Source organism: Roseomonas aeriglobus, assembly GCA_016937575.1.
Taxonomy (GTDB): Bacteria; Pseudomonadota; Alphaproteobacteria; order Sphingomonadales; family Sphingomonadaceae; genus Sphingomonas; species Sphingomonas aerigloba.
On the sequence record JAFHKN010000002.1, the window covers coordinates 1388526 to 1401285 of the forward strand.

The 12760-nt window shown below is 67.4% G+C and carries 8 protein-coding genes; 5 read left to right on the forward strand and 3 right to left on the reverse strand.

Translation table 11 applies throughout. The annotated features are described in order from the left end of the window. Positions 1-32: 32 nt before the first annotated feature. Positions 33-923 (reverse strand): LysR family transcriptional regulator, encoded by an 891-nt coding sequence (locus JW805_07105; GenBank protein MBN2971781.1) that lies wholly within the window; start codon positions 921-923, stop codon positions 33-35. Between the two features lie 89 nt (positions 924-1012). Between JW805_07105 and JW805_07110 the strand changes: the two genes are divergently transcribed. Then, positions 1013-3103, forward strand: a complete 2091-nt coding sequence (locus tag JW805_07110) for a malate synthase G (protein MBN2971782.1) — start codon at positions 1013-1015, stop codon at positions 3101-3103. Positions 3104-3135: 32 nt separating this feature from the next. Then, complete coding sequence (locus tag JW805_07115; protein MBN2971783.1) at positions 3136-4149, forward strand: LacI family DNA-binding transcriptional regulator; 1014 nt, start codon at positions 3136-3138, stop codon at positions 4147-4149. Here the strand turns inward: JW805_07115 and JW805_07120 are convergent. Together JW805_07120 and uxaC are read right to left on the reverse strand one after the other, a co-directional pair. After that, positions 4143-5552 carry a mannitol dehydrogenase family protein gene (locus JW805_07120; protein MBN2971784.1) on the reverse strand — a complete coding sequence of 470 codons (1410 nt, stop codon included), beginning with the start codon at positions 5550-5552 and terminating at the stop codon, positions 4143-4145. The two genes, JW805_07115 and JW805_07120, sit on opposite strands and share 7 nt — an antisense overlap. Then, entirely contained in the window at positions 5549-7171 is a 1623-nt protein-coding gene (uxaC, locus tag JW805_07125; GenBank protein ID MBN2971785.1) for a glucuronate isomerase, read from the reverse strand. The genes JW805_07120 and uxaC overlap by 4 nt, the downstream gene beginning before the upstream one ends. On the opposite strand from uxaC, the gene JW805_07130 reads away from it, so the two are divergent. From JW805_07130 to JW805_07140, 3 genes are all read left to right on the forward strand, one after another. Next, positions 7080-8540, forward strand: a complete 1461-nt coding sequence (locus tag JW805_07130) for an altronate dehydratase (GenBank protein ID MBN2971786.1) — start codon at positions 7080-7082, stop codon at positions 8538-8540. The two genes, uxaC and JW805_07130, sit on opposite strands and share 92 nt — an antisense overlap. 96 nt (positions 8541-8636) lie before the next feature. Beyond that, positions 8637-10202: an aldehyde dehydrogenase (NADP(+)) gene (locus JW805_07135; protein ID MBN2971787.1), complete on the forward strand. Its 1566-nt coding sequence runs from the start codon at positions 8637-8639 to the stop codon at positions 10200-10202. A gap of 118 nt (positions 10203-10320) precedes the next feature. After that, on the forward strand, positions 10321-12747 hold the full coding sequence (locus JW805_07140) for a response regulator (GenBank protein MBN2971788.1): 2427 nt from the start codon (positions 10321-10323) through the stop codon (positions 12745-12747). The last annotated feature ends 13 nt before the right edge of the window (positions 12748-12760 follow it).

The window sequence follows — 12760 nt, forward strand, 5'->3', positions numbered from 1 at the left end:
TAGTCTGACGCGGCGGGGGACAGGGGGCAAGCTCAGGCCGTGCCCCAGGGCGGCGGGTCGAGCGTCTCGCGAAGAAAGGCGATGAACGCCGTGACTGCCGCGGGCACCGACGGCGCGCGCGGATGCAGCGCATAGATCGCCAGGTCGTCGGGACCGGACCAGTCTGGCAGCACGCGAACGAGCCGACCGTCGGCCAATGCCTCGCCGACGTCCCATAGCGACCGGAGCGCGATGCCGACGCCGCTCAGCGCGAGTTCGCGGACCAGTTCGCTGGAATTGGTGCCGACGACGCTCCTAACGTCGACCGCGCGCCGCTGACGTCCGCTTGCGAGGCGCCAGGGCGACTGGCCGTCGGCCGCAAGCAGGCGGTGGCGGCTCAGGTCGCCGACGCTGCCCGGCGTGCCATGCGCGGCGAGATACTCCGGGCTCGCGCACAGCAAGCGGCGGTTCGCGCCCAGCCGGTGGGCGACGATGCTGGCCGGGACCTGGGCGGTGATCCGTATCGCCAGGTCGATCCGTCCGGCAAACAGGTCGACCGCGGTGTCGGTCAGGTCGAGGTGAAGGTGCACGGCCGGATGCTGCGCCAGAAAGCGGCCGAGATAGGGCGCGATGTGGAGGCGGCCGAAGGAGGTCGGGGCCGAAACCCGCAAGGGGCCGCTGGGCATGTCGCGAATGCCGGTCAGCCGTGCTTCGGCGTCGCGGACCGCAACGAGGATGGCGGCGACATCGTCGTAGAACCGCTGACCCGCTTCGGTCAGCGCCAGGCGGCGGGTCGTTCGGTGGACCAGTCGGACGCCCAGTCGGGATTCGAGACGGGCCAGCCGCTTCGACACCATCGCCGGCGAAATCCTGAGTGCGCGCGCCGCAGCGGACAGGCTGCCGCTTTCGACGACGACCGCAAACAGCGCATAATCCAGATCCATTCGTTCCCCAAGAGAAAAACTGTTTGAACATCTTCGCCTCTACCGCACCAATGTCGCGCGGTCTATTTAGGTAAGGAAGGAGAAGATTGATGGACGGCTACCGCGACTGCGCAGGTCTGATGATCGCCGACCCGCTGGCGGCATTCCTCGCGGACGAAGCGCTGCCGGGCACGGGCGTCGCCCCGGAGCGCTTCTGGGCGGGGATGGCGGACATCGTCGTCCGCTTCACGCCGGACAATCGCGCCCTGCTCGCGACGCGCGACCGCATGCAGGCGGCCATCGACGACTGGCACCGCGCGTCGGCCGGTGCGCCGATCGACCCGGCAGCCTATCACGCCTTCCTGCGCGAGATCGGCTATCTGGTCGATGCGCCGGCGCCCTTCACCGTCTCCCCCGGTGCGGTCGACGCCGACGTCGCAACGCTCGCCGGGCCGCAACTGGTCGTCCCCATCCTCAACGCCCGCTTCCTGCTCAATGCCGCCAATGCGCGGTGGGGCAGCCTGTACGACGCGCTCTACGGCACTGACGCGATCGACCCCACGCCGGCGGGCGGCGGCTATGATCCGGCACGAGGCGCCAAGGTCATCGCCTGGGCAAAGGCGTTCCTCGACCGCAGCGTTCCGTTGGCCAGCGGATCGTGGGCCGACTGGACCGGCGGCACACCCGACCTCATAGACCCGACGCAATTGGTCGGCCGCGCGGGCGACACCCTCCTTCTGCGGCACCACGGCCTGCACATCGAGCTCGTCATCGATCACACGCATCCGATCGGTCGCGACGATCCCGCAGGGCTGGCCGACGTCATCTTGGAATCAGCGCTCAGCACGATCGCCGACCTGGAGGACTCGGTCGCGGCGGTCGATGCCGAGGACAAGGTCGCCGCCTACCGCAACTGGCTGGGCCTCATGCGCGGCGACCTGACCGCGACGTTCGACAAGGGCGGTCGCCAGGAGACGCGGCGCTTGGCCGGGGACCGGCATTACACCGCCCCCGACGGCAGCGAGATCGTCTTGTCCGGCCGCAGCCTTATGTTCGTGCGCAACGTCGGCCATTTGATGACCACGCCGGCGGTTCGCCTGGCCGACGGCAGCGAGGCGCCGGAGGGTATCCTCGATGCGATCGTCACCAGCCTGATCGCGCTCCACGACCTGCGCGCGGCCCAAGCGAACAGTCGCGTCGGGGCGATCTACATCGTGAAGCCCAAGATGCATGGTCCCGACGAGGCCGCCTTCACCAACCGCCTGTTCGACGAGGTCGAGGACCTGCTCGACCTTCCGCGCCATACGATCAAGGTCGGCGTGATGGACGAGGAACGCCGCACCTCGGCCAATCTCGCCGCCTGCATCCACGCCGTGCGCGACCGCATCGTCTTCATCAACACCGGCTTCCTCGACCGCACGGGCGACGAGCTGCACACGTCGATGCTGGCCGGCGCGATGCTGCGCAAGGGCGACATGAAGGGCGCGGACTGGATCGCGGCGTATGAGGATCGCAACGTCCAGATCGGCCTTGCGTGCGGGCTCGCCGGCAAGGGCCAGATCGGGAAGGGCATGTGGGCGGCCCCCGACCGGATGGCGGACATGCTGGCGCAGAAGATCGCACACCCGATGAGTGGAGCGACGACCGCCTGGGTCCCCAGCCCGACCGCAGCGACGCTTCACGCGACGCATTACCACCAGGTCGACGTCACCGAACGTCAGCGTGCGCGGGTGAGTGAGCCGATTGCGTCGCTCGACCGCCTGCTGTCGATCCCCCTCGCCGCCGGCCAGAACTGGAGCGTGGAGGAGGTCGCGGCGGAGCTCGACAATAATGTTCAGGGTCTGCTCGGCTATGTCGTCCGCTGGATCGATCAGGGCGTCGGCTGTTCGAAGGTGCCCGACATCCACGACGTCGGCCTGATGGAGGACCGCGCGACGCTTCGGATCTCGTCACAGCATATCGCCAACTGGCTACTTCACGGCGTCGTCACCCGCGACGCGGTGCTGGACGCGTTCGAACGGATGGCAGCAAAGGTCGACGCCCAGAATGCGGGCGATCCCGCCTACCGCCCGCTGACTGGTGGCGATGGCATCGCTATGCGCGCGGCAAAGGCTTTGGTGTTCGACGGGCTCGATCAGCCGAACGGCTATACCGAGCCGCTGTTGCACCGGTATCGAGCGGCGGCAAAAGCGGCGGCTTGACGCTCGGGTTCGACGCGGTAGCACGGAGCACAATGTCCTCCCGCACCGCCCATGGCTCGACCATTCGCGACGTCGCGGCCTCGGCCGGCGTGTCGATCCGCACCGTCTCGCGTGTGCTCAATCGCTCGCCCAAGGTGAATGGCGAGACGCGCGAGCGGGTTGAGGCGACGATCGCCGCCCTCGGCTTTCGGCGCAGCGCGCGGGCACGCGGGCTGGCCACCGGACGATCCTATCTGATCGCGTTGCTGCATAACGATCGCAACGCGCTGGTGCTCGACACACTGCAGCGCGGAGTGGTGGAGGCCGCGTCGGCACGCGGCTATGAACTGGTCGTGCATCCGGCGCCGGCCGATGGTGCCGATGTGGTCGCCGATATTCTCGATTTCACCGCGCGATCGCGCGTCGATGGGCTGGTGGTGATGGCGCCCGTGTCGGGCGTGCCGGGCCTGGCGGAGGAGCTGGCCGCGGTCGGCATCCCTGCGGTCGCGCTTGCGGCGGTCGGCATGACGGGGTTTGCGGACATGCTGGTTTCGGACGAGCGCAGCGCCGCGGCGGAGGTCGCGCGCTATCTACGCGGTCTCGGGCACGCCCGAGTGGGGCTGGTGAACGGCCCGCTCGATGCGCAGTCGGCGCAAGAGCGGCGGGCAGGGTTCCTTGCCGCCGCTGATGGTATGAGCGTCGTGGAGGCGGCCGGCGACTATGGCTTCGACGCCGGATATGTCGCGGCCGAAGTCCTGCTTGGCGCCAACCCCCGCCCCACCGCGATCTTCGCCGCCAACGACGTGATGGCCGCAGCGGTGCTGAAGGCGGCGGCAGCCCGGGGCATTGCGGTGCCCGGCGACCTGTCGGTCGTCGGTTTCGACGGTAGCATGCTGGCGCGGATGCTGACGCCGGCCCTGACCTCCGTCCACCGGCCGCTGGCGGAAATGGCGGGATCGGCGACGACGCGGCTGCTCGATATCATCGAGGGCGAGCCGGGTCGGACGTGCCTTGCGGCCACCTTGACCCTGATCGAAGGTGAATCGAGCGGGCCGGCGCCTCAATAGTCATCGGGGTCGGCCAGCGCCGCATGGGCGCGTTCGACCGGGACGAGGAAACGTGGGTCGCTCGACAAGCTGCCGAAAATCTCCCGCATCACCAGGATCGCGCGCCAGTCGCCGCCCGCCGCCAGCAGGCGATCGGCCAACGGGTCGGTAATGCGCTCGCCCGTCGCCGCGGCGCGCGCGATGAAGCGTAGCCACGCCGCAATCGGCACCGCCAGCCGATCGATCGGACGCCCCGCCGTCAGCGCGTCACGGATCGTGTCGAGGATGCGATACGGCAGCTTCTGCGATCCGTCCCAGGCGATCTGCGACAGCTTGTGCTCGATAGCCGGGTTGGCGAAGCGCTTGAGGATCGCGGTGATATAGGCATCGATATCGAACCCCGCCGGCGGGGTGAGCGACGGTGCGATGTCCTCGCGCATCAGCCTTTCGATGAACGCCGCGAGCTTCGGATCGGCCATCGCCGCCGCGACGCTGGCATGGCCCAGGCCGAGGCCGAGGCCGAGGTAGGCAAGGGTCGAATGCGGGCCGTTGAGCAGCCGCAGCTTGGCCGCTTCATAGCCATGGACGTCGTTGGTAAAGGTCACGCCGGCCCGGTCGAGTTCGGGGCGCTCGCCCGCGAAATCATCCTCGATCACCCATTGGGTGAAGCCTTCGCGCTGGATCGGCCAGCTGTCCTCCACTTCGATAGCGCTTGCCACCCGCGCGCGCAGCGCATCGTCGGTCGCGGGCGTGATCGAATCGACCATCGCATTGGGGAAGCGCACGTTGTCCTCGATCCAGCGCGCCAGGTCGGCATCGCGCGCTTCGGCGAACAAGCGGACGGCGGCGCCGAGCTTGCGGCCATTGCTCGCCAGATTGTCGCAGGACAGCACCGTCACGCCGGGCAGCCTCAGGTGTTTGCGTTTCGCAAGACCCGCGACGATCCAGCCGATCGCGGTCGTCGGCATGTCACCCGACAGATCACGAACGATGCCGGCGTGATCCATATCCAGCGTACCGTCGCCGGAGAGGCAATATCCCTTTTCTGTTACCGTCAGGCTGATGATCCGCGTGTCCGCGTCCGCCAACGTCGCGAGCACGGCGGTGCCGTCGTGGGCGGTCAGCACGCGCTTGATCGACCCGATGACCCGGTAGGAGATTGCTTCGTCAAGCAGGGCCAGCGTATACAGCCCGTGCTGCGGGTTGAGCGCATCGGCGACCGATGTCGAATGGAGGCTGACGCCGGTGATGCCCCACCGCGGATCATGCGCGAGCAGCGTGTCGAACGCCGCAGCCTGATGTGCGCGGTGAAAGGCGCCGGGGCCCAGGTGGACGACACCTGCTTTAGTCGCGGCACGATCATAGGACGGTACGCCGACGCCCGCCGCAACTGCCGCGAGCGTCGCGTTCGAGAGCCGCTTCATGCAGGCGTCTCCAGACCGTAAGCCTTTCTGACGAGGCCGTTGGTCAGCTCATAGGCGAGGTCGGCCGCTTCCCAATCTTCCAATCGGTGCTCGGCGACCAGCCGGGCGAGGAAGCCGCAATCGATCCGCCGCGCGACATCGTGTCGGGCCGGGATCGACAGGAAGGCACGCGTGTCGTCGTTGAAGCCGACGGTGTTGTAGAAGCCGGCCGTCTCCGTCGTCATCTCGCGGAAGCGTCGCATTCCTTCCGGGCTATCGTGGAACCACCACGCCGGACCGAGCTTCAGGCAGGGATAATGCCCTGCCAGCGGTGCGAGTTCGCGGGCGTAGGTGCTTTCGTCCAGCGTGAACAGGATGATCGTCAGGTCGCGTTCGGTCCCGACGACGTCGAGCATGGGCTTGAGCGCGCGGACATAGTCGGTGCGCGACGGAATGTCGGCGCCCTTGTCGCGGCCATGGGTCGCGAACAGGCCGGCGTTATGATTGCGATAGGCTCCGGGGTGGATCTGCATCGTCATGCCGTCCTCCACGCTCATCTTCGCCATTTCGGTCAGCATCTGCGCGCGGAAGAGTTCGGCGTCGGCCGTATCGGCGGTGCCGGCCATGATCCGCGCGAACAGCGCCTCGCACTCTCCGGCGGACAGGTTCGCGGTCTGTGCGGTCGCGAAGCCATGATCGGTGGCAGTGGCGCCCGCGGCCCGGAAATCGGCGCGGCGTTTGCGGTGCGCGGCGAGATAGCCCGACCAGCTTTCGACGTCTTCACCGGTCAGTTCGGCGAAGCGGGCAAGCGCCGGGCGAAAGGCTTCATGCTCGGCATCGATCACGGAGTCTGGGCGATAGGTGGTGACGACGCGCCCCCGCCAGCCGGATCGGCGAATGGCGGCGTGATGCTCGAGCGGGTCGTCAGCACCCTCGGTGGTCGCCAGCAACTCGATCCCGAACCGGTCGAACAGTGCGCGCGGGCGGAAGGCCGGCGTCGCCAGCGCTTGGCTAATCCTATCGAAATAGAGGTCCGCGCTCGCCGGCTCCAGCGCGACGTCGATGTCGAACACCGTCGCGAAAGCATGGTCGAGCCACATCCGCGACGGGGTCCCGCGGAACAGGTGGTAGTGCGCGGCAAAGGTCGCCCAAGCCGCACGCGGATCGGTCGCGGGCACGCCCCCTTTGTGCGGTACGCATAGTGCGTCGAGCGATACACCCTGCGAATAGAGCATCCGGTAGAGGTAGTGATCGGGCGCCAGCAACAGTTCGGTCGCGTTGCTCCACGGAGCGTTGCTGGCGAACCAGGCGGGGTCTGTGTGGCCGTGCGGGCTGATGATCGGCAGGCCCGCGACGCTGGCATAGAGGTCGCGTGCGATCCCGCGGGTGGTCGGGTCGGCGGGCAGCAGGCGATCGGGATTCAGGGTCAGCGGGCGCACGTCAACTCTCCTTCGCCGGGCGGGGTATCGACTTGTGCCAACGGTGGCAATGACGTATTTCGCGCGAATGGACGATGTGACGGATCGGCCACGCACTATGCGCGTGGCGGTGGAGGACGATGTTGCGGTCGCGCTCGAGGCGTTGCGCGCGGGGGAGGTCGTGCGGGTCGAAGACGTCGAGATCAGACTGTGCGATGACATTCCTATCGGGCACAAGTTCGCGCTCCACGCGATCGCTGCGGGGGCGCCGGTCCACCGCTACCGCGCGCCGATCGGTCTTGCGACACGCGCGATCGTAGCCGGCGAACACGTCCATAGTCAGAACGTGCGCACGGGATTGTCGGGCGAACTCGACTATCGCTTTATCGGGCCAGCTGCGCGGCGCTTGTCCGATGCTTATGCCGGCAGAACGTTCCGCGGATATCGCCGGGCAGACCGAAGCGTCGGCACCCGCAACGAGCTGTGGATTCTGCCGACCGTCGGCTGCGTCGGTCGCTTGGGCGAGCGGCTGGCGGCGGCCGCGGCTTCAAAGGCGGCGGGACGGATCGATGGCGTACACGCCTTCAATCATCCGTTCGGCTGTTCGCAGCTCGGTGCCGATTTGGAGGGGACGGCGGCGATTCTTGCAGCGCTGGCGCAGAATCCGAACGCCGGCGGCGTGCTCGTACTGGGGCTGGGCTGCGAGTCGAACCAGCTCGACGCCATGCTTGCGCGCATTCCGGACGAACGGCGCGATCGGTTGGTGGCGGTCCGGGCACAAGCGGAGGCCGATGAATTCGCAGCCGGAATGGCGGCCATCGAACGGCTGATTGAGGCCATGGCGACCGATGTGCGCACCGAGGTGCCCCTGTCCGCGCTTCGGCTGGGCGTGAAATGCGGCGGGTCGGACGCGATGAGCGGTCTGACCGCCAATCCACTGATCGGGCGGATGGCGGACGCTGTCACCCAGGCTGGCGGCACGGCCATTCTCACCGAAATCCCGGAGATGTTTGGCGCGGAAGGGCTGTTGTTGCAGCGGGCCGAGACGGAGGCGGTGTTTGATCGGCTGACTACGGTCGTGAACCGCTTCAAACGCTATTTCCTCGACCATGGCGAGCCGGTGTCCGAGAATCCAAGTCCCGGTAACGTCGCTGGCGGCATCACGACGCTGGAGGAAAAGTCGCTCGGTGCGGTGCAGAAGGGCGGGCTGGCGACGGTCAGCGACGTCATCGACTATGGCGCGCGGGTGACTCAGGACGGGCTTACGATCCTGGAGGCGCCGGGCAACGATGCGGTGTCGACCACCGCGCTCGCCGCGGCAGGAGCGACCATCACATTGTTTTCGACCGGGCGGGGGACGCCACTCGGCAGCCCGGTGCCGACGGTCAAGATCGCGTCGAATGCCGCGCTCGCGCGGCAAAAGGCCAATTGGATCGATTTCGATGCGAGCATCGTGCTCGATCAGGGGATCGAAGCGGGTGCTGCAGCGCTGCTCGATGCCATTCTCGCGATCTCCAGCGGAACGCCGACTCGCAACGAATTGAACGACGAGCGCGCCATCGGGATCTGGAAGCGCGGCGTGACGCTGTAGTTCAATAACTCAGACCTATTACTGGACAGCCGATCACAGCGCCCGCTAAAGCGCGCTCACCAGGATTTTGGAGGTTTGGGCGTGATCGACGGAAGCATGCTGATCGGGGCCGAGGAACGTCAGGCACCTGCGCGATTTCAGGCAATCGACCCGAGCACTGGCCAGACCATTGCCGGTGATTTTTCGTCGGCTACGGCCGAGGACGCTGCCGAAGCGTGCGCGCTCGCCGAAGCTGCCTTTCCTGCCTATGCCGCGTTGGCGCTGGAGGATCGCGCGGCGTTCCTCGAAGCGATCGCCGAGGAAATCCTTGCGGTTGGTGACGTACTAATTGAACGCGCGATGCAGGAAAGCGGCCTGCCGCGTGCGCGCCTGGAGGGCGAGCGCGGGCGGACGGTCGGCCAGTTGCGCCTGTTCGCTGATGTGGTCCGTCGAGGGGACTATCTCGATGCGACGATCGACCCGGCGATGCCGGAGCGCGCGCCCTTGCCGCGTCCAGACCTGCGCCGCGTGAACCTGCCGATTGGCCCGGTCGCGGTGTTCGGGGCGTCGAACTTCCCGCTCGCATTCTCGGTCGCGGGCGGCGACACCGCATCCGCGCTGGCGGCCGGTTGCCCGGTCGTCGTCAAGGGCCACCCGGCGCATCCGGGCACCGGCGAACTCGTTGCGCGCGCGATCCGCGCCGCGATCGTCAGATGCAGTCTGCCGGCAGGTGTCTTTTCCTATCTCCCGGGCGAAACCAATGCCCTGGGCAGCGCGCTTGTCGCCGATCCGTACATCCGCGCGGTCGGTTTTACCGGATCACGTGGCGGCGGCCTTGCCCTTGTCGCCATTGCCAATGCCCGCCGCGAGCCGATTCCGGTCTATGCCGAGATGTCGAGCATCAATCCGGTCGTGATCTTTCCTGCTGCGCTCGCGGCGCGGGGGGCCGCGCTGGCGGAAGGTTTCATCCAGTCGCTGACGATGGGGGCGGGGCAGTTCTGCACCAACCCGGGCCTGGTCCTCGCCGTCGAATCGCCGGACCTGGACGCATTCGTGTCGGCGGCAGGAGAAGCGCTGCAGACGAGTCAGCCGGCAACGATGCTGACGCCGGGTATTCATGCCAGCTTCGAGTCCGGGGTGAATGCGCTGGCATCGCACACGGCGGTGCGGACCGTGGCGCGCGGCTGTGTCGGCGATGGCGTCAACCAGGCGGTTGGCGCGCTGTTCGAGACGAGCGGCGAAGCGTTCCTCGCCGACGCCGCGCTGGGACATGAAGTGTTCGGCTCGTCGTCGGTCGTCGTGCGGTGCCGTGACATGGCGGAACTGGTCCGCGTGCTCGGCGCGGTCGAAGGTCAGCTGACCATAACCTTGCAAATGGACGACGCCGATACGGCCGCTGCCGCGCAGGTCATTCCGGTCGCGGCGCGTCGCGCGGGTCGCGTGCTGGCGAACGGCTGGCCGACCGGCGTCGAAGTCGCCCCGGCGATGGTGCACGGCGGACCGTTCCCCGCGACCAGCGACGGACGCTCGACCAGCGTCGGCACCGCGGCGATCGAGCGGTATCTGCGCCCGGTCTGTTTCCAGAACCTGCGCGACGAGCTGTTGCCGCCAGCTGTCACCGATGCCAACCCGTGGGGCGTCGCGCGTCGGGTCGACGGCAAGCGAGAAGCGTCTCCGCGCTGACCTTCACACCCACGCCTGTCGGCGTACCGATGAAACCTGGGATTGATGGCCGTTAATTGACACGGAAGCGGCGGCCTGCCTAGCAGTCGGACGTTAGATCTGGGGGGAGAGCGCGATCGTGCCAGCGGTGATCGTCAATGGCACGCACGACAGCGTTCTCGTAACGCTGTCGATCGCTGTTGCGATCCTGGCTGCCTTCACGGCGCTCAGCTTGGCGAGCCGCGTTCGCGCCTCGCGCGGGCGGGCGCGGACGATCTGGGTGTCCGCCGCAGCGATTGCACTGGGCGGCGGCATCTGGTCGATGCATTTCGTGGCGATGCTGGCGTTCGTCATGCCGGGCATGCCGATGACCTACGACGTCGGCCTGACGCTGGCGTCGCTGGCGGTCGCCATCGCTTTCACCGCTGCGGGCTTTGCGGCGGTGAACTGGCAGGACGTCACTTGGCGGAGGATCATCGGCGCCGGCGTGCTGATCGGCAGCGGTGCGATCGCCATGCACTATATGGGCATGGCGGCGATGCGAATGCCCGCGACTTTGCGCTACGATCCGCTGTGGGTGTGGATTTCGGTCGTTATCGCCCTGTTGGCGGCGATCGCTGCGACCTGGCTGGCTTCCCGCGAACAACGTATCGCTCGGCGCGTTCTCGCCGCGATCGTAATGGGGTTTGCGATCGCCGGGATGCACTACGCCGGCATGCACGCCGCGATCTTCACCATGGCGGCCGAAATCGACAGCGCGGCGGGCAGGACGAGCATCGGCCAGGCCTATCTGGCAGTTGGCATCAGCTGTCTGACGATCGTCATCCTGCTGGTATCGCTCGGCGCCGTGCAGGTGGAGCGCATTTACCGCCGTGCCGCCCGCCGGGAGGCGCGGGCGACGCTGCGCGTCACCATCGCCGACATATTGCGCGGTCAGAATGCGGACGCGGCGCTCCACGACATTGCCGCACTGCTCGGCGCCCATTTCGACGTCGTCCGCGCCGGGTTCGGCGATCTCGACCCCGATGCGGATGCGTTCGACTACAGTGTCTGCTGGACCGACGGCACCGTCGAGCCGCTGATCGGACAATTCCCGGCCGCCGCCTTCGGCCCGAAGATCGTCGCGGCGCTCAACGTCGGTCGGACGATCGCGATCGACGACTTGTTCGACAATGCGCTGAGCAAGGAGTCGCTTACCCGGGAAACCGCTCGCGAGGTCGAGACGCGTGCGATCCTGGTCGTCCCGTTCGTACGTCATGGCCGGCTGCGAACGATCGTCTATCTGAACGACCGGCGCCCACGGCGTTGGCGGTTGGACGAAATCTCTTTCATGGAGGAGGTCGCCGAACGCATTCGCCTGGTCATCGAACGCATCGCCGCCGAACAGGACCTGCGCCAGCTGAACGCCAGCCTGGAACAGCGGGTCGAGGCGCGAACGCGCGAATTGCAGGCGGTGCAGGAAGCGTTGCACCACATCCAGAAGATGGAGGCGATCGGCCAGCTGACGGGCGGCGTGGCGCATGACTTCAACAATCTGCTGACTCCGATCATGGGCGCCCTCGATCGGCTGCATCACAAGCCGCTCGACGACGCGCGCGATGCGCGGCTCGTCGCGGGCGCCTTGCAGTCCGCGGAGCGTGCCAGGACCCTGGTCCAACGCCTTTTGACTTTTGCCCGCCGTCAACCGCTTCAGTTACAGGTCGTCGATGTGGGGGCGCTGGCACAGGGAATGGCCGCGCTGATCTCGGGCACGATCGGGCCGTCGATCCGCGTGGTGGTGGAGTCGGCGCCGGATATCGGCTGCGCGCTGGCCGATCCCAATCAGCTCGAGATGGCATTGTTGAACCTGAGCGTGAACGCGCGAGATGCCATGCCCGATGGGGGGCTGCTCCATATTTCGGCCGATGGCGTCGTGCTCGACGACGACGGGAGCGCGCCGCTGCCGGCCGGGCGATATGTCCGCTTGCGGGTCGCCGATACCGGGGCGGGTATGGACGCAGAGACGCAGCGGCGCGCGATCGAGCCTTTCTTCTCGACGAAGGGCGTCGGCCGAGGCACTGGGCTCGGCCTGTCGATGGCGCACGGCCTAGCCGCGCAGCTGGGCGGGGCATTGACGATCGACAGCGCTCCGGGAAAAGGCACGCGGATCGGCCTGTGGCTGCCGGAGCATTCCGCGGACCGCCCGGCGACACCTCCGAGCCAGTCCGCGACCACCCCCGTCTCCGGTGGTACGGTTCTGCTGGTCGATGACGAGGCGGTGGTGCGTGAGGCGACGGCGCAAATGCTCGCCGATCTGGGCTTTTGCGTCCACACCTGTGCCTCTGCGGAAGAAGCCCTGGCGGCAATCGAAGGGGGCGCGACCCCCGATGTGATCGTATCGGACCAGATCATGCCGGGCATCACCGGCACCGAGTTCATTCGCCGCGTCAAGGCGCGCCACCCGCAGGCGAAGACGCTGCTGATCTCGGGCTATTCGGACGAGGGCAACATCGATCCGGCCTTGCCCCGCCTGACCAAACCGTTCGTCAAGAACGATCTGGCCGCGGCGCTGGCCGCGATCGTCTGATCCTGATCGGGCG

What these genes read in the sequence shown, in the direction of transcription:
- JW805_07135 (MBN2971787.1), top strand. Translation starts at nt 8,637, where the DNA reads ATGCTGATCGGGGCCGAGGAACGTCAGGCACCTGCGCGATTTCAGGCA.
- JW805_07110 (MBN2971782.1), top strand. Translation starts at nt 1,013, where the DNA reads ATGGACGGCTACCGCGACTGCGCAGGTCTGATGATCGCCGACCCGCTG.
- JW805_07115 (MBN2971783.1), top strand. Translation starts at nt 3,136, where the DNA reads ATGTCCTCCCGCACCGCCCATGGCTCGACCATTCGCGACGTCGCGGCC.
- JW805_07105 (MBN2971781.1), bottom strand. Translation starts at nt 923, where the DNA reads ATGGATCTGGATTATGCGCTGTTTGCGGTCGTCGTCGAAAGCGGCAGC.
- JW805_07120 (MBN2971784.1), bottom strand. Translation starts at nt 5,552, where the DNA reads ATGAAGCGGCTCTCGAACGCGACGCTCGCGGCAGTTGCGGCGGGCGTC.
- uxaC (MBN2971785.1), bottom strand. Translation starts at nt 7,171, where the DNA reads ATGTCATCGCACAGTCTGATCTCGACGTCTTCGACCCGCACGACCTCC.